Annotated in this window: 14 protein-coding genes and 3 pseudogenes; 12 read left to right on the forward strand and 5 right to left on the reverse strand. The window is 72.5% G+C overall.

The window, feature by feature from the left end:
* Positions 1-2: 2 nt before the first annotated feature.
* Entirely contained in the window at positions 3-881 is an 879-nt protein-coding gene (locus EDD40_RS02115) for a carbohydrate ABC transporter permease (protein WP_123741393.1), read from the forward strand.
* Positions 878-2,248: a GH1 family beta-glucosidase gene (locus EDD40_RS02120; protein WP_123741394.1), complete on the forward strand. Its 1,371-nt coding sequence runs from the start codon at positions 878-880 to the stop codon at positions 2,246-2,248. The genes EDD40_RS02115 and EDD40_RS02120 overlap by 4 nt, the downstream gene beginning before the upstream one ends.
* 103 nt (positions 2,249-2,351) lie before the next feature.
* On the opposite strand, the gene EDD40_RS02125 is transcribed toward EDD40_RS02120, so the two are convergent.
* Together EDD40_RS02125 and EDD40_RS02130 are read right to left on the reverse strand one after the other, a co-directional pair.
* Positions 2,352-3,149, reverse strand: a complete 798-nt coding sequence (locus EDD40_RS02125; protein WP_123747681.1) for a DUF3152 domain-containing protein — start codon at positions 3,147-3,149, stop codon at positions 2,352-2,354.
* Positions 3,146-4,723 carry a putative glycoside hydrolase gene (locus EDD40_RS02130; RefSeq protein WP_123741395.1) on the reverse strand — a complete coding sequence of 526 codons (1,578 nt, stop codon included), beginning with the start codon at positions 4,721-4,723 and terminating at the stop codon, positions 3,146-3,148. Before EDD40_RS02130 ends, EDD40_RS02125 begins: the two co-directional genes overlap by 4 nt.
* Positions 4,724-4,852: 129 nt before the next feature.
* On the opposite strand from EDD40_RS02130, the gene EDD40_RS02135 reads away from it, so the two are divergent.
* On the forward strand, positions 4,853-5,893 hold the full coding sequence (locus tag EDD40_RS02135) for a polysaccharide deacetylase family protein (protein ID WP_246037343.1): 1,041 nt from the start codon (positions 4,853-4,855) through the stop codon (positions 5,891-5,893).
* A gap of 98 nt (positions 5,894-5,991) precedes the next feature.
* On the opposite strand, the gene EDD40_RS02140 is transcribed toward EDD40_RS02135, so the two are convergent.
* Positions 5,992-7,998: a hypothetical protein gene (locus EDD40_RS02140; RefSeq protein ID WP_246037344.1), complete on the reverse strand. Its 2,007-nt coding sequence runs from the start codon at positions 7,996-7,998 to the stop codon at positions 5,992-5,994.
* A 108-nt stretch (positions 7,999-8,106) separates the two neighbouring features.
* A complete protein-coding gene (locus EDD40_RS44210; protein WP_123741397.1) occupies positions 8,107-8,517 on the reverse strand; it encodes a hypothetical protein in 411 nt (136 codons plus the stop codon).
* 232 nt (positions 8,518-8,749) lie between these two features.
* Between EDD40_RS44210 and EDD40_RS44965 the strand changes: the two genes are divergently transcribed.
* The 4 genes and pseudogenes from EDD40_RS44965 to EDD40_RS44730 form a co-directional block, all read left to right on the forward strand.
* Entirely contained in the window at positions 8,750-12,244 is a 3,495-nt protein-coding gene (locus EDD40_RS44965; RefSeq protein WP_123741398.1) for an ATP-binding protein, read from the forward strand.
* Between the two features lie 30 nt (positions 12,245-12,274).
* Positions 12,275-13,609 (forward strand): annotated as a pseudogene (locus EDD40_RS44720) (DNA gyrase subunit A); the annotation flags it as partial.
* A 12-nt stretch (positions 13,610-13,621) separates the two neighbouring features.
* Positions 13,622-14,503: pseudogene (locus EDD40_RS44725) on the forward strand (LAGLIDADG family homing endonuclease); the annotation flags it as partial.
* Positions 14,504-14,893: 390 nt separating this feature from the next.
* Positions 14,894-16,969 (forward strand): annotated as a pseudogene (locus EDD40_RS44730) (DNA gyrase subunit A); the annotation flags it as partial.
* Positions 16,970-17,030: 61 nt separating this feature from the next.
* On the opposite strand, the gene EDD40_RS02160 reads toward EDD40_RS44730, so the two are convergent.
* Positions 17,031-18,125: an acyl-CoA dehydrogenase family protein gene (locus tag EDD40_RS02160; RefSeq protein ID WP_246037345.1), complete on the reverse strand. Its 1,095-nt coding sequence runs from the start codon at positions 18,123-18,125 to the stop codon at positions 17,031-17,033.
* A 140-nt stretch (positions 18,126-18,265) separates the two neighbouring features.
* Between EDD40_RS02160 and EDD40_RS02165 the strand changes: the two genes are divergently transcribed.
* The 5 genes from EDD40_RS02165 (at position 18,266) to hisG (ending at position 22,933) form a co-directional block, all read left to right on the forward strand.
* Positions 18,266-19,354 (forward strand): LLM class flavin-dependent oxidoreductase, encoded by a 1,089-nt coding sequence (locus EDD40_RS02165; RefSeq protein WP_123741400.1) that lies wholly within the window; start codon positions 18,266-18,268, stop codon positions 19,352-19,354.
* Entirely contained in the window at positions 19,351-19,935 is a 585-nt protein-coding gene (locus EDD40_RS02170) for an FMN reductase (RefSeq protein ID WP_123741401.1), read from the forward strand. Before EDD40_RS02165 ends, EDD40_RS02170 begins: the two co-directional genes overlap by 4 nt.
* Positions 19,936-19,999: 64 nt before the next feature.
* The gene (locus EDD40_RS02175) at positions 20,000-20,710 is read left to right on the forward strand and encodes a GNAT family N-acetyltransferase (RefSeq protein ID WP_123741402.1); all 711 of its coding nucleotides are present in this window, start codon (positions 20,000-20,002) and stop codon (positions 20,708-20,710) included.
* 225 nt (positions 20,711-20,935) lie between these two features.
* Positions 20,936-21,895 (forward strand): acyltransferase family protein, encoded by a 960-nt coding sequence (locus EDD40_RS02180; protein WP_123741403.1) that lies wholly within the window; start codon positions 20,936-20,938, stop codon positions 21,893-21,895.
* A 174-nt stretch (positions 21,896-22,069) separates the two neighbouring features.
* The gene (hisG, locus tag EDD40_RS02185; protein WP_123741404.1) at positions 22,070-22,933 is read left to right on the forward strand and encodes an ATP phosphoribosyltransferase; all 864 of its coding nucleotides are present in this window, start codon (positions 22,070-22,072) and stop codon (positions 22,931-22,933) included.
* Positions 22,934-22,989: the final 56 nt, after the last annotated feature.

Consider the following 22,989-nt stretch of genomic DNA (forward strand, 5'->3'; position numbering starts at 1 on the left):
ACATGACCACCACGCTCGAACGGCCGGCTCCGGCCTCGCCCGCGCCGTCGCGGCGGCGGCGGGCGTTGCGGATGCCCGGACCGTGGACCTACGCGGCGTTGATCGCGGTGATCGCCGGCTCGGCGTTCCCGGTGTACTGGTCGCTCGTCGTGTCGTCGCAGACACCGGACAAGGTCGACAGCGTGCCGCCGGTCCTGGTGCCGGGCGGCAACCTGTTCGCCAACATCTCACGGGTGTTCGACCAGTCGGACTTCGCGCTGGCGATGATGAACTCGCTGATCGTGTCGGGGACCATCACCGTGTCGGTGGTGTTCTTCTCCACCCTGGCGGGCTTCGCCTTCGCCAAGCTGAAGTTCCGCGGCCGGTCGGCGCTCATGCTGCTCGTCGTCGCCACCCAGGCCGTGCCCACCGAGCTCGGCGTCATCCCGCTGTACATGATGATGAGCGACTTCGGCTGGGCGGGGGAGATCCACGCGGTCATCGTGCCCGGCCTGGTGACCGCGTTCGGCGTGTTCTTCATGCGCCAGTACTTCGAACGCGCCGTGCCCGACGAGCTGCTCGAAGCGGGCCGGATGGACGGGTGCAGCTCCCTGCGCCTGTACTGGCACGTGGTCCTGCCGGCGGCCCGCCCGGCCGCCGCCGTCCTCGGCCTGTTCACGTTCATGCAGGCGTGGAACGACTTCTTCTGGCCGCTGGTCGTGCTGACGCCGGAGAACCCCACCGTGCAGACCGCCCTGTCCACCCTGGCCAGCGGCTACACGACCGACTACACCCTCGTGCTCACCGCGGCGACCATCGGCACCGTGCCGGTGCTCGCGGTGTTCCTCCTGTTCGGCCGGCAGATCGTCGGCGGAATCATGCAAGGAGCTCTCAAAGGATGACCGACTTCCCCCAAGGATTCCGCTGGGGCGTCGCCACTTCGGCCTACCAGATCGAAGGGGCCGTGGACGCCGACGGGAGAGGACCGTCGATCTGGGACGCGTTCGGCGCGGTGCCGGGCGCGGTCGCCGGTGGCGACACCGGCGCGGTCGCGTGCGACCACTACCACCGGATGCCCGAGGACCTGGCGCTGCTCGGCGAGCTCGGCGTGGACGCCTACCGGTTCTCGGTGGCGTGGCCGCGGATCGTGCCGGACGGCGCGGGCCGGGTCGAGCAGCGCGGGCTGGACTTCTACCGCAGGCTGGTCGACGGGCTGCTGGACCGCGGCATCGAACCGTTCCTCACCCTCTACCACTGGGACCTGCCGCAGGCGCTGGAGGAACTGGGCGGCTGGCGCTCGCGCGACACCGCCGAGCGGTTCGCCGAGTACGCCGCGGTCGTGCACGACGCCCTGGGCGACCGGGTGTCGAAGTGGACGACGTTCAACGAGCCGTACGTGTCCTCGATCGTCGGCTACGGCGAAGGCCGGCACGCGCCGGGCGCGCGGGAGGGCCACGGCTCCCTCGCCGCCGCGCACCACCTGATGGTGGCCCACGGGCTCGCGGTGCGGGCCATGCGCGGCACGCCCGGTCACGAGTTCGGGATCGTGCTGAACCAGTCGCCGTCGACCCCGGTCACCTCGTCGGACGCGGACGTCGCCGCGGCGCGCAGGCACGACCTGCTGCTGCGCCGCCAGTTCACCGAACCGCTGTTCGCGGGCCGCTACCCGGACGACTACGAGGACACGTTCGCGGGCGTCACCGACCTGTCGTTCCGGCGGGACGGCGACCTGGAGCTGATCTCCACGCCGCTGGACTACGTGGGCATCAACTACTACTACCGGCAGCACGTGGCCGACGCGCCGCACCGCGACCCGGACCCGGCCACCCGCACGTCGATCGACATCGGCATCGACACGACCCGCCTGCCGGACGTGCCCCGCACCGCGATGAACTGGCCGGTCGAGCCCGAAGGGCTGACCCAGACGCTGGTGGGGCTGAAGGAGCGCTACCCCGACCTGCCGCCGGTGTACGTCACCGAGAACGGGTGCGTGTACCCGGACCACCCCGGCTTCGTCGACCAGGAGCGCATCGAGTACCTGCGCACCCACCTCGCGGCGGCCAACGACGCCGTCGCCGCCGGCGTCGACCTGCGCGGCTACTTCGTCTGGTCGTTCCTGGACAACTTCGAGTGGGCGCACGGCTACAAGCACCGGTTCGGCCTCGTGCACGTGGACTACGAGACGCTGGTCCGCACGCCCCGGGCGAGCTTCCACTGGTACCGCGACCTGGTCGCCGAGCAGCGCGCCAGGACGGCCGCGGCGGGGTGACCTGCGTGGCTGCCGTCGCGCGGGGGCGCGTCCACGCGACGGTGGCCGTGCCCCTCCCGGCCCTGCTGCTCCCGGCCCTGCCGGCCGCGCCTCGGCCCGACCGTCACGGCCACGGGTTCGGCGTGCACGACTTGCCGTCCGGGACGATCGCGACACCCTGGTCGCTGCCTGTCGTGATCGACGCCAACCCGTCGTTGTCCACGCTCAACGTCTGCTGCATCATCACCGGCGCCGGCGAGCCGTCCGCCGGGCACACCTCGTGGCCGAGGCCGAGGAAGTGCCCGACCTCGTGGTTGACCGCGTAGACCCGGTAGCCGCGCAGGTCCTCGCCGTAGGTGTGCGCGCCCCGGAACCAGCGCGCCGAGCTGAGGTGCACCGTCGACCCGACCCGGCACGACGTGTCGTAGGGCAGCTCGAACCCGCACAGCGACCGCGCGGTGCGCTGCGAGGTCAGCCGGATCCGCAGCTCCGGCTCCACGTCGCCGCCCACCCGCCGGAACGCGTGCCTGCCCGCCCACCCGCGGGGGTGCCGCAGCACGTGGTCGACCACGGCCGCGAACGAGTCGTCGCCGTGCGGCAGCACCACCCCGTCCTCGACCTCGACCGAGTACGCGATGCCCGAGGCGCGGGCCGAACCCGGCGGCGGCACGACGTGCCACGTGCCCGCGCCCTGCTCCGGGAACGCCGGACCGGCCGGCAGGTCCGCGCCGGAGCGCAGCGAGTCGACCGTCGGCGCGCCGCGCTGCGACGAGGGCGCGGGCGCGGACGTGGCCGGCACGACACCGGACGGGGGCCACGTCACCGTCGCGGGCCGGGCCTCCAACCCGACGTCCAGCGCCACCACCGTCGCCGCCGCCAGGCAGACACCGGCCAGGTAGGGCACCGCGGCGACGGGTTTCACGCCGGCTCCAAGCCGGCCGAGCCGTACGCGCAGGCGGCGTTCCACAGCAGGAACGACGGCGCGCCCGCCTCCGCGGTGGCCCGCACCTGCGCCTGCACCTCGGCCGGGCCGTACGCGTGACCCAGCGAGAACGCCTGCAACCACGGGATCACCGTCGCGCCGCTGTCACCGGTCAACCGGACGAAGTCCGCGACCGACGCCCGCACGATCTCGTAGGGCTGCGCGTTCGGGTTGTCCACGCCGTACTCGCCCGGACCCCAGTGCGACGGGTAGACCATCGGCGCGACGTAGTCCACGTGCGCCGAGATGGCCGGGATGTCCTGCGCCACGTCCACCGGGCTGTGCGCGGCGATGCCGAACACCGACGCGCCCAGGTACGCGCCCAGCGGCCGGACCGCGGCCCGGTTGTCCTTCAGGAAGTCCACGATGGACTGCTCGGGGCTGGTGGTCAGGCCGGGGAACACCATCTGCCCGATCGGGCCGTCCGGCCGCCGCACGTAGTCGTAGAGGATGTCGTCGAAGCCCAGCGACGCGGCCTCCTCGGCGATCGCGATGTTGTAGGCCCGCACGTCCGGGTTGGCGAAGTTGGTGAACGCGTACTCGCCGTAGTGCGCCGACCAGGGCGCGCCGGCCGTGTTCTGCGCGACCCGGTCGCGCGCGCCCGAGTCCCACGACGCCTTGCCGAGCACCGGGTCGCGGAACGCCACCAGCCTGCCGACCACCCGCAGCCCCAGCCCGTGCAGCTCCTGCACCGCCGCGCGGGCGTCGTAGTAGTTGCGGGTCGCCCCGATCTGCCTGGCCAGCGGCACCTGCGAGTCGTAGCCGATCTCGCCGCTCTCGTCCTTGATGTCGAGCTGCACGGTGTCGATGCGGCCCTCGCGCGCCATCGCCAGCACCGGGTCGCGCAACGACGCCGTGGCCCACGCGGCGGCGCTCATGTGCACCCCGCGCATCCCGGGGTGGGTGACCTTCACCGCGACGTCCTGGCGCTGCGCGTTGCCGGCGGCGTCGCTGGCCTCGACCCGGACGCTGGTGGCCGCCGACGCCAGCGAGGCCTCGAACTTCCCGTCGCGCACCGGCACCCGCTGGTCGCCCACCAGCACCTCGTCCGCGCCGTCCGCGCTGCCCTTCACCGTCACCGGGCCGCGCGGCGACTCGGCCTCGGCCACGTCCACCTTCAGCGCGGGCGGTGTGGCGTCGACCGTGAACTCGCGCTGCACCTCCACGTCCGGCATCCAGGGCAGCGGGTTGGCCGCCCGCACGGACAGCGTGTGCCTGCCCTCGGCGAGCTTGACCCCGGTCAACGTCATGCGGCCGTCGGCGCGTCGCGCTTCCACCGGCTGTCCGTCCACGTGCACGGTGACACGGTCGAGCCCACTGACCTCCGCGGTGGTGATGGACACGCGCTCTACACCCGAAGGAGTGACAGCGGTGCCGTCGCCCAGTTCCGCCACGGCGAGGCCCACCCCGCGCCCGTGCACGATCGTCGTGACGACCCCGGCGACCAGCAGCAGCACCACGAAGCCGACGACCGGGATCAGCACGCGCTTGAGCTTCCGGGGCGAATCCGACATCGAGTGTCTCCGATCTGGGCGGGGCATCGGTCACCAGCGACTTGACCGGGCGGCCGGGCACCAAACCCGAGGTCATCCGATGGGGTGTACCACCGTGTCGACCCGGCTCCGGCGCGGAACCATGCGACCGTGAACACCACGTCGACGCGGGTCCGGACCGCCCTGGCGCTCGTCGCGGCCCTGTGCTGCGGCTGCGCCGGCCAACCCGGGGCGGTGCCGCCCGGCGAGGCCGCCGCGCAGCTGCCCGCACCCCCCTCGTCCGCCCCGCCATCCTCCGCCACACCGCCCGATCCGGCAGCGGTGGGCGCGAACGAGCTCGGCCAGGTGCCGATCCTGATGTACCACCGGCTCGTCGAGCAGCCCGCGTCCGTCTACGACCGGACCCCGGCGGCGTTCCGCGCCGAGCTGGAACGGCTCGCCGCCGAGGGCTACGTCCCGGTGACCACCGCCGAGTACGCGACCGGGCGCGTCGACCTCCCGGCCGGCGCGCACCCCGTCGTGCTGACCTTCGACGACGGCGACGCGACCCAGTTCGCGCTCGACGCCGAGGGGAAGCCGGCCGCGGGCACGGCCATCGCGATCCTGCTGGACGTCGCCGCGCGGCACCCCGGCTTCCGGCCGGTGGCGAGCCTGTACGTCAACGCCGGGCCGTTCGGGTCGCCGGACGGCGCCGCCCTGCGCTGGCTGCGCGACCACGGCTTCGAGATCGGCAACCACACCCGCGACCACACCAACCTCTCCCTGGCCGACGACGGGGGAGTGCAGGAGGCGATCGCGGCCGGGCAGCGGGAGATCCAGCGGGCCCTGCCCGACTACCCGGTGTCCAGCCTGGCGCTGCCGTTCGGCGCGATCCCCGGCAACGGCGCGCTCGCCCGGCGCGGCGGCTCCGAGGGCACGTCGTACGACTACGCGTGCGTGCTGATGGTGGGCGCGGGCCCGGCGCCGTCCCCGTACGCGGCGGACTTCGACCCGGCGCGCACGCCGCGCATCCGTTCACAGGACCCGACCGGCGAGGACGCGCGGTACGGCTCGACGGTGTGGCTCGACCAGCTGGCCGCCGCACCGGCCCAGCGCTACACGTCCGACGGCGTCCTCGACCGCATCTCCTACCCGGCCTCGGCGGGCACCGCTCCCGCGGCGGGGTTCGCGGACCGGGCCGTCGCCTACTGAACCGCGCCTGCCGAGACCGTCGACCCGCACCGCCGCCGGCCCCGCCTGCCCACCCGCCTACACCCGGCCCGCCGGCCCCGACCTGCCGAGACCGCCGCTCACGCCGTGGCGCGGGCGTGGTCGCGCAGGGCGATCGCCGCCCGTTCCAGGCTGCCCAGCACACCCGGCGGCAGCTCGTGGTGCCGACCCACCACCTCCTGCGCCATGACCTGCATCGGCGCCGACTCCTCCGCCTCCACCACCGCGAGCACCTTGAACGCCGTGCCCGGCGCGAACAGCACCCGCTCCTGGATCACGCTGCCGAACGAGTCGACCACCGACACCCGCCGACCCGTCGCCGACCACAGCAGGAACTCGACCCGCCCGTCGACCGGCACCTCCGGCCCCGCCACGGTGTTGAGCAGACCGTGCTCCACCAGCACGTCACCGGTCCGGAACCGGCGCGCGTCACCCCAGCACACCGTCACGCCCCGGTGCGTCGGCAGCCGCCGCAGCCCCGACACCACCGACGCCGCGTACGGCCACAACCGGCCCAGCTTCCCGCTGCGCAGCGCCTCGACCAGGACCTCCTCGTCGTTGCGCAAGCACGCCGACACCGCCGCGAGGTCCGTCACCACCGCCTCGAACGCCTCCGGGTCGTCCGGCCGCTCGACGATGTGCCGGCACGCCACCGCCGCGTGCTCGCCGTACCGCTCGCCCAGCATCCGGCGCAGCGCGTCGCGCTCCGGCTCCGTGCTGCGGTGGTCGACCGGCACGACCTCCTCGCCCAGCTGCTCGCCCCACACCGGCGCCGGGGTGTCCGCCAGCGGGCCGTCCACGCTCAGCGGCACCGGCTCGTCGGCCGTCACGGGCGGCGGCGGTTCCTCGGCCACCGGCGGACGCGGCATCGGCGACGGGTCGCAGAACACGACCTTCAGCAGCCGCCGCACCTCCGGCTCCAGCCGTTCCACCAGCGACGCGCCCGCCACCGCGACCGCGCCCGCGGTCGTGCGGCCGGGCGAGCCGACGGTCAGCCGGGCCCACTCCGGGTCCACCGGCAGCGACCGCACCTCCGGCCCGTTGTCCTCCGCGTCGCGCACCCACAGCCCGGACGGCACGACCTCCAGCACCACGCCGCCGCCCAGGTCGAAGATGCCCGGTCCGCGTTCCACCAGCCCCTGCACCGGCACCCGGTAGCCCGAGACGACCGGCGCGCCACCCGGCGCGTGACGGACCTCGGTCACGTACGGCCGCCACGTCTGCTGACCGCGCGGGTTCACCGCCACCACGGCCGCGCCGCTGCGCACCGAACCCACCGGCAGCCCCGTGTACAGCGAGATCGGCTCACCGAGCTGGTCGGCCACCGCCTGCGCCTGGTGCTCGCCGCCGTACCAGACCAGCCGCACCCGCGACCGCGCCACCGACGGCAGCCCGCCCAGCAGGCGGCACACCTCGTCGGTCGGGATGGGCGGCTGGCCGGGCCCGCCGACCACGACGGTCAGCACGTTGTCCCGGCACGGCAACCCGATCACCGCCCGCGCGTCCGGCGCCTGCGGGTCGAACTGCGCGCGTTGCGCCCGCAGCCACAACCCCGCCGGGATCGGCTCGGAGATGCCCACCTCGCCCGTCGGCCACGGCGTGTTCGGGTCGACCGCCTCCCAGTTCGGCACCGGGAACCGCCGGCCCATCGGCACCGGCGACGCGCCCGGCAGGAACCGCAGCCAGCAGCCGTACCCGCCGTTGCCCGCGACGAACGCCGCGCCCGGCACCGTGGTGACCGCGCCGTCCGGCGCCACCACCTCCGCCTGCAACTGCTCGCTCAGCCACTGCGCGGGCGCCGTCGGCCGCATCGACCCGGAGTGCGCGGTCATCAGCCGCACCGGCCCCCGGCCGTGCAGCGCGGCGGCCACGGCGGGCCAGAACGACGTCTCGTCGCCACCGGGCGGCTCGACGACGACCACCGTGCGACCGCGGTCGACCGGCAGGCTCCGGCCGAGCGCGACCGCGGCGGGGCTCGCGCCACCGGGCGGCCCGACCACCAGCGTCGCCCCGGCGAACGAGGCCGAGAACTGCGCCGGCGCGGGTGCGGGCGCCGGTGGCGGCGCGACGGGCTCTCGTTCGACCACCGGCTCCACCTGCGGGGCACGCTCCTTCGGTGCGGCACGTCGGAACATCAAGGCGCCCGATCACCTCCAGGCACGACTGCGCGGGAACGCCCGCACTCTACGCGGATGTCACCCGAACGAGTGTGGGCGCGGTGCCCCACGCTCGTCCACTGTGGACCTGAGGGCGGCTCCGACCAGCGCCCCGAACGCCACGTGGTCCGCCCACTGCGCCGCCCGGGGCAACTCCCGGACCGCCGGGAACCACCGTCCGACCAGCTCCAGGTCCACCACCGCGATCACCGCGCCGGCCACCGCGCCCGTGCGCGCGTCCAGCGGCCACCGCCGGTCCACGGCCGCCGGCACCGCCACCCAGCACGCCGACACGCCGAGGTGGGCGACCGCGCCGCGGATCACACCCGTGCCGCCCAGCAAGGACGCCGCCGCCCGCGTCGACCGCAGAACGTCACCACCGGTCCACAGCGCGTGCGCGGTCGACGGCACGCCGCCGAGCACCGCCGCGACCACCCACGCCCGCCCCACGCGTGGACCGGACCTGCGCCGGGTACCCGGCACGCCGGGAACTCCCGGGGCCCGCCTGCTCCGTTGTGATTCCATGTTCGAACCTGTGTTCGAGTATGACAAGATCACGGGTGCACCACACCGACGACGTGCCCGACCGTATCCGGTCACCGGGGACCGCGCGGGTCGCCCGCCTCGCTCGGCTACCGTGAACGCCGCTCGACACACGCCACGACCTGGGGAGAACGACCCGGTGACCGCTGAGATCCTGTACGGGGCCGACGACCTGACCCACCTGGAGGGTCTGGAGGCAGTGCGCAAGCGCCCCGGCATGTACATCGGGTCCACCGACAGCCGGGGCATCAACCACCTGTTCACCGAGGTGGTCGACAACTCCACCGACGAGGGCGTGGCCGGCCACGCCACCAAGATCGTCGTCACCCTGCACGCCGACGGCAGCGTCCAGGTCGACGACGACGGCCGCGGCATCCCCACCGGCACCCACGCCAAGTCCGGCCTCTCCGGCGTCGAGCTCGTCCTCACCCGGCTGCACGCCGGCGGCAAGTTCGGCGGCTCCGGCTACAAGACCTCCGGCGGCCTGCACGGCGTCGGCGCGTCCGCCGTGAACGCCCTGTCGCTCCGCTACGACGTCACCGTCCGCCGCGAGGGCAAGACGCACGAGATGTCGTTCGCGCACGGCGTCCCCGGCGTGTTCGACGGCCCCGGCCCCGAGGCCGGCTTCACCCGCCAGTCCGGCCTGCGCGTCACCGGCCGCACCAAGCGCACCGGCACGTCCACCCGCTACTGGTACGACGCCCGCTACTTCGAGAACGGCGCCGCGCTCGACGTCGAGGCCGTCCGCACGAAGCTGCGCAACACCGCGTTCCTCGTGCCCGGCGTGACCTACACCCTCCGCGTCGCCACCGACGAGGCGACCAGCGAGGAGACGTTCCACTACCCGGGCGGCCTCGTCGACATGGTCGACCACCTCGCGCCCGGCAGCGACAAGCCGGTCACCGGCACGCTGCTCATCACCGGCGCCGGCGTCTACCACGAGAACGCGGCCGACGAGAACGGCGTCATGCGGTCCAAGGTCGAGCGCCAGGCCGAGGTCGAGATCGCGCTGCGCTGGGGCACCGGCTACGAGCGCATCGTCGAGTGCTTCACCAACACCATCCGCAACGTGCACGGCGGCACCCACCGCCGGGGCTTCGAACGCGCCGTGCTCAAGTCGGTCCAGGACGCCATCGGCAAGACCAGGGGCCTGCTCAAGCCCAAGGAAGACCCGCCGACCCTGGACGACGTCCTCGAAGGCATGACGGCGGTCGTCCACGTCCGCATCCCCGAACCGCAGTTCACCTCCCAGACGAAGGACGAGCTCTCCACCGCCGGCATCACCAAGGTGGCGCTCACCCTCGTCGAGAAGCACCTCAAGGCCTGGACCGAGGACCGCCGCACCAAGGCCGAGGCCAAGGTCGTCCTGCAGAAGGTCGTCGACGCCTCCCGCGTCCGCCTGACCCAGAAGCAGCAGAAGGACGCCGCCCGCCGCAAGACGGCCCTCGAAGGCGCCGCGATGCCCGCGAAACTCGTCGACTGCCGCACCACAGGTGTTTCGCGTAGCGAACTGTTTCTGGTGGAAGGCGACAGCGCCCTCGGCTGCTTCACCGGTGACACGATGGTGGCGTTGGCCTCCGGACGTGCGATGAGCTTCGCGCAGCTCACCGCCGACTGGGGACGTGGTGTCACGCACTTCGGCTACACGACCAACCGCGCCGGTCGCGTCGTCGTCGCACCGCTCGTAGAGCCCCGGCTGACCAAGCGGAACGCGCCGCTGGTGCGGGTCACGCTCGACAGCGGCGAATCCGTCCGCTGCACCCCGGACCACTTGTTCCGGCTCCGCGACGGCTCCTACCGGCGAGCGGACCAGCTCCAACCGGGCGATTCGTTGATGCCGCTGTACCGCTCGACCTCGGCCAAGGCCTCGGGCGACAAGCTCGACGGCTACGAGCGGATCTGGATGAACGACCGCGAGGAGTGGGTCTACACGCACTACCTCGCCGACGCGTACAACCTCCGGCACGGCCGTGACAGCGCCCAGAACGGCACCGTCCGCCACCACGTGGACGTCGACAAGCGCAACAACGACCCGCGCAACCTCAGCCGGATGACGTGGGACGACCATGCCGCCCTGCACGCCTCGATGATGGGTGAGCACGTCCACGCCGGCTACCGGGCTTGGCTCGCCGAGGGCGGACTCGAGTTCAAGTCGGCGATGCTGTCGGCGCAGTGGCAGGACCCGGACTTCCGGCAAGCCTGCCTGGCGCGGTTGGCGGCCCTGAACGCCGACCCCGCGTTCCGGCGGCGGATCGAGCAGGGATTCCAGAACTGGTACGCGTCGCTCACCGACGACGAGCGCGTCGAGTACGCCGAGCGAATGCGCGAGAGGCAAGCGGCCTATTGGGCGCACCCCGAGCACCGTGCGCAAGCCGCGGAACGCGTCAGGGCGTACTTCGCCGACCCGGGCCGACGGGCGCAGTGGCGTGAGCGGTCGTTGGCGCAGTGGCAGGACCCGGACCTGCTGGCTTGGCGCTCGAAGGCCACGATCGACCAGTTCGCGGACCCGGCCGAGCGGGAACGCCAACGCGCCGCCGTCGTCGCCTGGCACCAGGAGCACCCCGAGTTCGGGGAGCGGCACTCCGCCCGGATGAGGGCGCGGATGCTCGACTCCGGCACCGGTCACCTGGCCAAGGCGCAGGCGGGCCGCCGCCGTTACGTGGAGACGGTGTCGAGGGCCGACCGCGTCGCCAAGCAGGTCGAAGGCAGGCGGATCGCAGCGCTCAGGCGACTGCGACCGCTGCTGTCGTCGACCGACGCGGAGATCGGCTCGGCGTACGAGGCGGACCGTCTGGTCAACGCCCGCACAGGCTTGAAGTTCGACCGCTTGCTCGACGGCTTCGACGGCGACCTCGGTCGGCTCCGGGAAGCCGCGTCCCACGTCAACCACAGCGTGGCCTCGGTCGAACCGCTCACCGAGACCGCCGACGTCTACGACCTGACGGTCGACGGCTATCACAACTTCGCGCTCGAAGCCGGTGTCTTCGTGCACAACAGCGCGCGCATGGCCCGCGTGTCGGAGTACCAGGCGTTGCTGCCGCTGCGCGGCAAGATCCTCAACGTGCAGAAGGCCAGCCTCGCCGACACCCTGCGCAACGTCGAGATCGCCAGCATCGTGCAGGTCCTCGGCGCGGGCACCGGGCGGACGTTCGACCTCACCACCATGCGCTACGGCCGGGTCATCCTGATGGCCGACGCGGACGTCGACGGGTCCCACATCCGGACGTTGCTGATCACCCTGTTCGCCAAGTACATGCGGCCCGTGATCGAGGACGGGCGGCTCTACGCCGCGATGCCGCCCCTGCACAAGGTGATGACCAAGGGCCGCAACCCGGAGACCCACTTCACCTTCACCCAGCGCGAGATGGAGCAGAAGGTCGCCAGGCTGGAGAAGGCGGGCAAGACGGTGGTCAAGCCCGTGCCCCGGTTCAAGGGTCTCGGCGAGATGGACGCGGACGAGCTGTGGGAGACCACGATGAACCCGGCGACCCGCTCCGTGCGCCGCATCACCATCCACGACGCGGAGGCCGCGGAGGCCGCGTTGGAGCTGCTGATGGGCGAGAAGGTCGAGCCGCGCCGGGCGTGGCTCGTCGAGTCCTCCGCCCGGGTCGACCAGTCCGCGATCGACATCTGACCCGCCTGACACACGAGGGAACGACCGACCATGGCACGCCGCAAGACCCCCACGACCAGGGTCGACCCGTCCGCCTTCGACCGCGCGGGCGCCCAGGTCTTCGACAACTCCCTGACCACCGAGATCGAGGACTCCTACCTGGAGTACGCCTACTCGGTGATCCACTCCCGCGCCCTGCCCGACGCGCGGGACGGCCTCAAGCCGGTGCACCGCCGCATCCTGTTCTCGATGAACGAGCAGGGCTACCGCCCGACCAGCGCGTACGTGAAGTCGTCCCGCGTGGTCGGCGACTGCTTCGTGCGCGGCGCGCTCGTCTCCACACCGGACGGGCTGCGGCCGATCGAGCAGCTCGAGATCGGCGACCGCGTCCTGGACGGGCGGGGCGAGCCGGTCGAGGTCGACGCCGTCTACGAGAACCCGGTGTCGGAGCTGGTGCGCGTCACCTGGTCCGACGGCCACTCGATGCTCGTCACGCCCGGCCAGCGGTTCCACACCGGGGACGGCTGGGCCGACGGCGACTGGACCGCCGCCCGCGACCTCGTCGGCTCCCGCACGTCCGGCTTCGGCGCCGAACGGCACGCGAACCTGCTCGCCGACGGCGACGCGTCCGGGTTCGTGCTCGGCCTGGTGGCCGCGTCCGGTGACGTGCTCGCCGACCGGCGGGTGCGGCTGGAGTCCACGGACGTCGACGCCGTGGACATCGCGCACGGCTGGGCCATCGCGCACGACGTCACCGTGTCCCGGGAGAAGGACGGCGACCGGCTCACCCTCGTCTTCGCCCGGCACACCGAGCTGGAAGCGGCGGCGACCGGCCGGCTGGACGCCGTGCTGCGCGACCGGTCGGCGTGGACGCCGTTCGTCGCGGGCCTGTTCATCGCCTCCGGTCACGTCCGCGACGGCCGTGACATCGTCCTGCCCGGCGGTGACGCGGAGTACGCCGTGCTCGCCGACGCGGGCGTGCGCACCCTCCGTGACGGGGCGGTCCTGGCGGTCACCGGCCGTGACGCCGCCGCGCTGGCCGTGGCGCTGCTGCGCTGGACCGGCGTCGGCCCGCGCCAGGACGGCCTGGTCCAGGTGATCCGCAACGCCCGGCACGCCGCCGACGAGCCGTTCCCGCACGTCGTCTCGGTCGAACCGGCCGCGCCGGACACGACCTTCGACATCCGGGTGTCGAGCCCGGAGCACGCGTTCGTGGTGAGCGGCTTCGTCGTGCACAACTGCATGGGCAAGTACCACCCCCACGGCGACACCGCGATCTACGACGCGATGGTGCGCCTGGCCCAGGACTTCTCCCTGAACACCCCGCTGGTCGACGGGCACGGAAACTTCGGGAGCCCGGACGACGGCCCGGCCGCGAGTCGGTACTGCTTGGTCGGCGATACTCGAATTCGCCTCGCGGATGGCACGAGTCCGCGCATCGCGGACTTGGTGAATCTTCCGGCGGATTCCGAAGCCGACGCGGATTTCGAGGTTTTGGACAAGGACGGCAAGGCCGTTCGGGTCGACAAGGTGTTCAACTCCGGTGTGCACCCGACGATCCGGATGACGACGAAGTCCGGTTTCTCGGTGCGGGGCAGCGAGAACCACCTCGTGCTCTGCCTGGAAGCCCCGATGGGCGTGCCGATCTTCCAGTGGCGCCGGCTTGACGAGGTCAAGCCGGGCGCGGTCGTGGCGGTCGCGCGCAATGCCTGGTCACAGGTGGTGCCCACGGCGCAGGAGTACATGCTGGGCGTGCTCGGTGGCGCGTGGGTCTCGGAGGGTTACGCCAGCGAGACCCGCGCGGGGTTCAACAACACCGACGAGCACTTCTTCGGCGAGGTGCTGCACGCGTACGACCAAGTGGTCGCCGGCCGGCGGTACGTCTCGCAGCGGCAGACCCGTCAGGACCGGAAGCTGATCCGCGAGATCGACATCCAGGACTACGCCGGCGGCATGGAAGCCTTCCGGAACAGTGTGCTCGCGGAATTCATCGGTCACCAGGCCCGTGAGAAGTTCGTTCCTGAGTTCGTGTGGAACGGCGGTTGGGGCGTGAAGCGCGCGTTCCTGATGGCGGCGTTCGAGGGTGATGGTGGTTGTCGCGAGGCGGACAACAGTTTTACGATCCAGTACAGCACCTACAGCGCCAAGCTGGCTGCACAGTTGCAGGAACTGCTGGCTGAATTCGGCGTGATCGCCACTCGTCGCCAGTACCGGCGCTCCAGCGGCTCGGTGGAACACCGCTTGGTGGTGTCGGGCCTCCGGAACGTCCGCGCCTTCGCGGAACGCGTCGGGTTCCTCAGGACGAAGCAGGCGAAGTTGGACGTCCTGCTCCGCCGCTCCCCGTTGCGGGCGCACCGGTCGAGCACGGACAGCGTTCCGTTCGTGGCCGACTACGTCCGCGGTGCGCTGGACTCGGATCGCCGCGGCAGCGGCCGGAAGTGGCTCACGCAGCACAACTTCGACCGCGTGGAGCGGTGGGAGACCGAGCGCCTGCGGATCATCGACCGGATCGAGGACACCGAGGTCCTGGCGACGATCCTGCCGGTCATGGACTCGGGGTACCGCTTCGAGGCGGTGACCGGGGTGGAGGCGTGCGAGCCGGCCGAGGTCTACTCGGTCCGGGTGGAGTCCGACGACCACTCGTTCCTGGCCGGTGGCTTCGTCAACCACAACACCGAGGCCCGGATGTCGCCGGCGGCGATGTTGCTGGTCGGCGAGCTGGACGAGGAGACGGTCGACTTCCGGCCCAACTACGACGGCTCGCTGCAGGAGCCGACGGTGCTGCCGGCGGCGTTCCCGAACCTGCTCGTCAACGGCACGTCGGGGATCGCGGTCGGGATGGCGACGAACATGATCCCGCACAACCTGGGTGAGGTCGTGGCGGCGGCGCGGCACCTGGTGACGCACCCGGACGCGACGCTGGACAAGCTGATGGAGTTCATCCCGGGCCCGGACCTGCCGACCGGTGGTGTGCTGCTCGGGTTGGACGAGGTGCGCAAGGCGTACGAGACCGGGCGCGGCGTGGTGCGGATGCGGGCCAAGGTCGAGACCGGGTTGCTGGAGGGCAGCCGGGGCAGGCAGGCGATCACGGTCACCGAGCTGCCCTACGGCGTGGGCCCGGAGAAGATCATCGAGAAGATCACCGACGAGGTGACGAAGTCCAAGCGGCTGACCGGGATCTCCGACGTGAAGGACCTCACCGACCGCGAGAACGGCACGCGCGTGGTGATCGAGTGCAAGGTCGGGGTGAACCCGCAGGCGTTGCTGGCCGACCTGTACCGGCTCACGCCGATGGAGCAGTCGTTCGGCATCAACAACCTGGTGCTGGTGGAGGGCCAGCCGCGGACGTTGGGGCTCAAGGCGCTGCTGGAGGTGTTCCTCAAGCACCGCTACGAGGTGGTCACCCGGCGCACCCGGTTCCGGCGGCGCAAGCGCGAGGACCGGCTGCACCTGGTCGAGGGCCTGCTCAAGGCGCTGCTGGACATCGACAAGGTGATCAAGCTCATCCGGGGCAGCGAGAACGCCGCCGCCGCGAAGGAGGGCTTGATGGCGAAGTTCGAGCTCTCCGAGATCCAGGCGACTTACATCCTGGACACGCCGTTGCGCCGGTTGACCCGCTACGACTCGTTGGAGCTGGAGGCGGAGCGGGAGAAGCTGCGCAACGAGATCGCCGAGCTGAGCAAGATCCTGGACGACCCGGCGGTGTTGAAGAAGGTCGTGTCCACCGAGCTGGCGAAGGTGGCCAAGGACCTGCAGCAGGAGCGGCGGACGGTGCTGCTCGACGGTGACCTGAAGGAGGTGCTGGCGGCGTCGAGGCCCGCCGGTCCGCTGGAGGTCGCCGACGACCCGTGCCAGGTGATCCTGTCCGCGACGGGCCTGGTGGCGCGGACGGCGGCCGAGTCGGAGGAGTCGTCGGAGGCGCGTCGGCGCAACGGGCGGATCAAGCACGACGCCGTGGCGGCGACCGTGCACACGACGGCGCGCGGCCAGGTGCTGGTGGTGACGAACCGGGGTCGGGCGTTCAAGACGGACGTGCTGCCGCTGCCGGTGTTGCCGGAGCAGAGCGGCACGGTGTCGTTGAGCGGGGGCATGGCGGCCGGTGAGCTGGTGGAGCTGGAGGCCGGTGAGCGGGTCGTGGGCATCGCGCCGCTGACCGACACCGAGTCGCCGGGGCTGGCGCTGGGCACGCGGTCGGGCACGGTGAAGGTGTGCGCGCCGGAGTGGCCGGTGCGGTCGGACGAGTTCGAGGTGATCACCCTCAAGGAGGGTGACGAGGTGGTCGGCGCGTCGTGGTTGAGCGGCGCCGACGAGACGTTGGTGTTCGTGACGTCGGAGGCGTCGCTGTTGCGGTACCCGGCTTCGCTGGTGCGCCCGCAGGGTCTGCGCGGTGGTGGCATGGCGGGCATCAACGTGGGGTCGGACGCGCGGGTGGTGTTCTTCGGCGCGGTGCGCACGGACGACGACGAGCACGGTGAGCCGATGGTGGTCACGTCGACCGGGCAGAGCGTGAAGGTGACGCCGTTCGCCGCGTACCCGGCGAAGGGCCGGGCGACGGGTGGTGTGCGGGCGCACCGGTTCCTGAAGGGGGAGACGGGGTTGGCGCTGGCCTGGGTGGGGCCGAGGCCGGCGGGTGCGGCGCGCAACGGGTCGCCGGTGGAGCTGCCGGCGGCGGACGAGCGCCGTGACGGTTCCGGTCACGCCCACCCCGGTCCGGACGTGGTCGGTCACCTGGTCGAACGGGACTGACCGGTCGGTCCGGCGGGCTCGGCGGTGGTGCGCGTTCGCGCCACCGCCGGGGCCTGGGTCGTCAGCCGTCGTGCCGGCTGCCCGCGAACACCGGGCCGTAGCGCTCCAGGTTGGCGTTGGGGTGCAGGATGGCGTGCAGGTTGAGCGCGTGCACGTCGCGCTGGATGCGGTGTCGCGTCGGGCTGTCCCCGCCGAGCACGTCGACCGCGTCCCGGGCCCGCAAGCACGCCTCGCCGAGGTCCCGGCGGACGCCGGCGCGGTCCTCGGGTGTCCACTCCTCGCCGCCGGCGGCCTTGAGGTCGACGACGGCGGCGGTGCGGCGGGCGTGGAACTCGGCTTCGTCGGCGAGCACCGTCGCCTCCCGCAGGCCCGACGCCGGGGCCGATCCGCGGGCCGCGTCGACCGCGGCCCGGGCCAGGCCGACGGCGGGCGCGCTGACCGTGGCGCAGGCGGCGGGCACGAACGGCGCGCGGAACATCGGCGCGGCGGCGTGCGGGTGGGCCCGCAGCACGGGATCGAGGCGCAGCACCCGTTCGGCGGGCACGAACACGTCCTTGGCCACCGTGGTCACGCTGCCGGTCGCGCGCAGCCCGGTGGTGTGCCAGTCGTCCACGACCGAGAGGTCGACCAGCGGGATGGCCAGCGCCACCGGCGCGCGGTCGGGCAGCAGCATCGCGGCGTTGGTGGTCCAGTGGCTCTGCGGCGCGCCGGTGGTGAACGCCCACCGGCCGTTGACCAGCACCCCGCCGCCGACCGGTTCGGCCGTGGCGGTGGGGCTGAGGATGCCGGTCACCCGCACGTCCGGTTTGGCGAACACCTCGCGCCGCACGTCTTCGGGGAACTGGCCGACGACCCACGTGGAGATGGCCCACACCGCCGCCGTCCACGCCGCCGACCCGTCGCCGCGCGCGAGTTCGGCGATCACCCCGACCACCGTGGCCAGGTCGGCTTCGTGGCCGCCGTGCGCGGCGGGCACCCGCAGCCGCAGCACGCCGGCGTCGGCCATCGCCTCCAACGCGCCTTCGTGCAGCCTGCGGTGCTCGTCGCCCCAGGCGGCGTGGGCGCGCAGGACCGGGACGATCCCCGCGGCGCGGCGCACCAGTTCGTGCCGCTCCGTGCCGTGCCCAGCGCCGTGCGTCGCAGTGCCGTGCACCACCGTGCCGTGCCTCCCCCATCGGTGACCCGTGACACACACCTTGGCGTGCTCTGCGCCACCAGACAACACCGGAATAGCCGTCGACCCGGTACCGTTGTGCCAGTTAGTTGAAAGCGCAACTACCTGAACGAGGAGTGGCCATGCAGTTCGGTGTCTTCACCGTCGGCGACGTGACGCCCGACCCCACGACGGGGCGGACGCCGACCGAGGCCGAGCGCATCAAGGCCATGGTCGCCATCGCCCTCAAGGCCGAAGAGGTCGGCCTGGACGTCTTCGCGACCGGCGAGCACCACAACCCGCCGTTCGTCCCGTCGTCGCCGACGACCATGCTCGGCTACGTCGCGGCGCGCACCGAGCGGTTGATCCTGTCCACCGCCACCACGCTGATCACCACCAACGACCCGGTGAAGATCGCCGAGGACTACGCGATGCTGCAGCACCTGGCCGACGGCCGGGTGGACCTGATCATGGGCCGCGGCAACACCGGGCCCGTGTACCCGTGGTTCGGCAAGGACATCCGCGACGGCATCGACCTGGCCATCGAGAACTACGCCCTGCTGCGCAAGCTGTGGCGGGAGGACGTGGTGGACTGGGAGGGCAAGCACCGCACGCCGTTGCAGTCGTTCACCTCGACCCCGCGCCCGCTCGACGACGTGCCGCCGTTCGTGTGGCACGGCTCGATCCGCAGCCCGCAGATCGCCGAGCAGGCCGCGTACTACGGCGACGGCTTCTTCGCCAACCACATCTTCTGGCCCAAGGAGCACTTCCAGCGGCTGATCACCTTCTACCGCGAGCGCTACGAGCACCACGGTCACGGCGCCGCGCACCAGGCGATCGTGGGCCTCGGCGGCCAGGTGTTCATGCGCCGCAACTCGCAGGACGCCGTCCGCGAGTTCCGGCCGTACTTCGACAACGCCCCGGTGTACGGGCACGGCCCGTCGCTGGAGGAGTTCACCGAGCAGACCCCGCTGACCGTCGGCAGCCCGCAGGAGGTCATCGACAAGACGCTGACCTTCCGCGAGCACTTCGGCGACTACCAGCGCCAGCTGTTCCTGATGGACCACGCGGGCCTGCCGCTGAAGACGGTGCTGGAGCAGCTGGACCTGCTCGGCGAGATCGTGCCCACGCTGCGCCGCGAGTTCGCGGTCGGCCGCCCGGCCGACGTGCCCGACGCGCCCACCCACCGGTCCCTGCTCGCGGCGGCCACCTCGGAGGCGAACGCACGATGACGCACCCGACCGTCGCGGTGGTGCAGGCCGGGCTCGGGTCGCCGTCGTCCACGCAGCTGCTGGCGACCCGGCTCGCCGAGGCCGCGCAACGGCTCGTGCCCGACCTGGAGGTGCGCACCGTGCACCTGCGGGACGTGGCGCGCGACATCGCGGACAACCTCGTCACCGGGTTCCCGGGCGCCCGGCTGCGCGACGTGGTCGAGTCGGTGGTCGGCGCGGACGCGGTGATCGCCGTGACGCCGACGTTCAACGCGTCCTACAGCGGGCTGTTCAAGTCCTTCGTGGACGTGCTGGAGCCGGAGTCGTTGGCGGGCAAGCCGGTGCTGATCGCCGCGACCGGCGGCACCGAGCGGCACTCGCTGGTGCTCGACCACGCGCTGCGCCCGTTGTTCGCCTACCTGCGGGCGATCGTGGTGCCGACCGGCGTGTACGCCGCGTCGTCCGACTGGGGCGCCGAAGGGCTGCCCGGCCGCGTCGACCGGGCCGCGGGGGAGCTGGCCGACCTGCTCGTCGGCCGGGCGCCCGCCAAGCCCGCCGACCTCGGGTTCGTGCCGTTCGACCAGCTGCTCGCCGGACGGTGAGCAGCACGCGCGGCGAGGCGGACATGGACCTGACCGCGGTCGGGGCGCCGACTAGATTCGGCCCATGTCCGCCTCGCTGCGCCTCGCGGTGCGCAACGCCGCTGCCCTGACGACCGGCCTCGCCCACACCCGCGGGCACGCCCTGACCAGCCGTGACGGGTTCCTCGCGATGAGCGGGCCGACCCTGCTGCGGGTGCTCGTGGTGCGGCCGGACCCCGACCCGGCCGACGTCGCGGAGCTGGCGCTGCTGGTCAAGCGGGCCGAGGCGAGGGTCGTGGTCGAGGACTCGTTCGGCGCGATCGACGGCACGGCGCTCGGGCTCACCGCCCGCCACCTGCCGGTGATGATCCGCCCGCCCTCACCCGCGCCCCCGCCCGCGCTGAGGGTCGAGCCCGTGCGCACGGCCGCCGAGTGGGCCGTCGCCGAGCGGGTCGTGGTCGACGGCTTCCCGCTGCCGGGCTTCCCGACCGGCGCCGCGCTGCCCTTGGCGTTGAAGGACCGCGAGGGCTTCCGGGTGCGCACGGCGTGGCGTGACGGCGTCGTGGCCGGCGCGTGCCTGACCGTCGAGACCGGCGACGTGGCCGGCCTGTACTGGGTGGCGACCCTGCCCGAGCACCGCTCGCGCGGCGTCGGCCGGGCGTTGCTCAACGCGGCGGTCGGCGAGTTCCCGGCGCTGCCGATGACCCTCAGCGCCACCGAGCAGGGCCTGCCGCTGTACGAGTCGCTGGGCTTCTCCACCGTCACGCACGCCACCTGGTGGTCCAACCCGGCCTGACCGGGTGACGCCGGTTCGGCCGGTCTTTTTCCGCACGGAGCCGTTACCTCGGGAGGATGACCGCAGAGGTGGGGCAGCGGTCCCGGCTGGCCGCGGTGGACAACCTGAAGGTGCTGCTCGTCGCCCGGGTGATCGGCGGGCACGCGCTGCTCGGGTACTCGGCGGTGGGCGGGTGGCCGTACGACGAGGTCAACGAAGTCACCTTCGCGCCGACACGTCGAGACCGTGCTCGCCGCCGTCCTCGGCCCGTCCGGGCTGTTCCTGATGGGCACCTTCTACCTGCTGTCCGGCCTGTTCACGCCGGAGTCGGTGGCGCGCAAGGGCGCCCGCCGGTTCGTCCGCGACCGACTCGTCCGCCCCGGCATCCCGTTCGCCCTGTCGGCGCTGCTGGTGTGGCCGCCGGCGCTGTGGGTGGCCTACCGCGCCGCCGGGCACGACGTCACCCCGTGGTGGGTGTTCACGCACCGCGACCCGCTGCTCGACTCCGGCTCGCTGTGGTTCGTCGAGATCCTGCTGCTGTTCTCCGTCGCCTACGCGCTGTTCGGCCGCCCGCGCGCGACGCCGGCCGTGCCGACCGGCGGCCACCTCGTCGCGGTCACCGCGGGCGTCGTGGCGAGCACGTTCGTGGGGCGGCTGTGGTTCCCGGCGCGCAGCGGCCAGGTCGGCGACCTGCACGTCTGGTGGTGGCCCAAGCTGATCGCCATGTTCGGGGTGGGGATCGTGGGCGCGCGGTCCGGCCTGGCCGAGCGGGTGCCGGACCGGATGTGGCGCGGCAGCCGGGTGGTCGCGGCGCTGGCCGTCCTGTCCGTGCCGGTGGTCGCGGTCGCCCTCGGCGTGTCGGACCTCGCCGGGCAGGCGGGCCCGTCCCTGGGCGGCCGGCGGTGGCAGGCGCTGCTGTTCGCCGTCGTGGAGGCCGTGCTCGTGGTCGGCGGGTCGGTGTGGCTGCTCGGCCTGGCGCAACGGCGGCTCACCCGGGACGGCCCGCCGGCGGTGGCGCTCTCGCGCGGCGCGTTCACCGCGTTCTTCATCCAGGGCCCGGTGCTCGTCGTGCTCGCGGCGGCGGCCCGGCCGTTGCCGTTCCCGGCCGAGGTGAAAGCATTCCTGGTCGCCGCGGTCGCCATCGCGGGGTCTTTCGGGGCGGGCCGGCTATTGACCGCCCGGACCCGGGTCGGCCGATTTCTCTAATGCGTTTGACTGCCGTCATTCACTGCGATAAATAGACCGGTCCGGCCCCGGTGTTCACCTGGTGGGACCCACGGACGGGTGACGCCGGCGCCACACCGCGTGGTTTCCACACCGTGGGACACCTGGGCATACCCGAGACCGGGAGGCACCTCCGCGTGTGGGAGACTTCGCGCCATGGCTCCTCTTCGCTTCGCCCTGCCCAACAAGGGCTCGTTGAGTGCTCCCGCGGCGCAAATGCTGGCCGAAGCTGGTTACCGGGTGAACAGGTCCGGCCGTGAGCTGATCGTGGCGGACCCGGCAAATGATGTGCAGTTCTTTTTCCTGCGTCCCCGCGACATCGCGGTGTACGTGGGCGAGGGGTCGTTGGACGTCGGCATCACCGGTCGTGATCTGCTGCTCGATTCCACCGTGTCGGCGAAGGAAATCCTGCCGCTGGGCTTCGGCCGGGCGTCGTTCTACTTCGCGTCCAAGCCGGGCGGCATCCACGACGCCGCCGGCCTGGAGGGCAAGCGGATCGCCACCAGCTACCCGAACCTGGTCGAGCACCACCTGGCCGACCTCGGCGTGAAGGCGCACCTCGTGCGGCTCGACGGCGCGGTGGAGACCGCCGTGGAACTCGGCGTGGCCGACGCGATCGCCGACGTGGTCGAAACCGGCATCACGCTGAAGACCTCCGGCCTGGAGACGTTCGGCTCGCCGATCCTCAAGTCCGAGGCGGTGCTGATCCAGGGCGACACGGTCGCCGACGCCCCGGACGCGGTGCGCGCCGTCGAGATCCTGCACCGCAGGCTCCAGGGCGTGCTGATCGCCCGCCGTTACGTGATCCTCGACTTCGACTGCCCGGCGGAGGCGCAGGAGGAGGCCTTCAAGCTGGTGCCCGGCATCGAGTCGCCCACCGTCTCCCCGCTGGCCCGCGAGGGCTGGGTGGCCGTCCGCTCGCTCGTGCCGCGCGACGACGCGCCGTTCATCATGGACGAGCTGTGGCGCGTGGGCGCCCGCGCGATCCTGGTCAGCTCCCTCGACACCTGCCGCATCTAGCCCCAGCGCACACCTCGAACTCCACGTTCCCGCCCTCGGGAACGTGGAGTTCGCGC

The sequence above is a fragment of the Saccharothrix texasensis genome (assembly GCF_003752005.1).
In the GTDB taxonomy this organism is placed as follows: domain Bacteria; phylum Actinomycetota; class Actinomycetes; order Mycobacteriales; family Pseudonocardiaceae; genus Actinosynnema; species Actinosynnema texasense.

Bases quoted from the DNA above. Each gene is read 5' to 3' on its own strand.
- EDD40_RS02115 (WP_123741393.1), top strand. From the start codon at position 3: ATGACCACCACGCTCGAACGGCCGGCTCCGGCCTCGCCCGCGCCGTCG.
- EDD40_RS02120 (WP_123741394.1), top strand. From the start codon at position 878: ATGACCGACTTCCCCCAAGGATTCCGCTGGGGCGTCGCCACTTCGGCC.
- EDD40_RS02130 (WP_123741395.1), bottom strand. From the start codon at position 4,723: ATGTCGGATTCGCCCCGGAAGCTCAAGCGCGTGCTGATCCCGGTCGTC.
- EDD40_RS02165 (WP_123741400.1), top strand. From the start codon at position 18,266: ATGCAGTTCGGTGTCTTCACCGTCGGCGACGTGACGCCCGACCCCACG.
- EDD40_RS02170 (WP_123741401.1), top strand. From the start codon at position 19,351: ATGACGCACCCGACCGTCGCGGTGGTGCAGGCCGGGCTCGGGTCGCCG.
- EDD40_RS02175 (WP_123741402.1), top strand. From the start codon at position 20,000: ATGTCCGCCTCGCTGCGCCTCGCGGTGCGCAACGCCGCTGCCCTGACG.
- hisG (WP_123741404.1), top strand. From the start codon at position 22,070: ATGGCTCCTCTTCGCTTCGCCCTGCCCAACAAGGGCTCGTTGAGTGCT.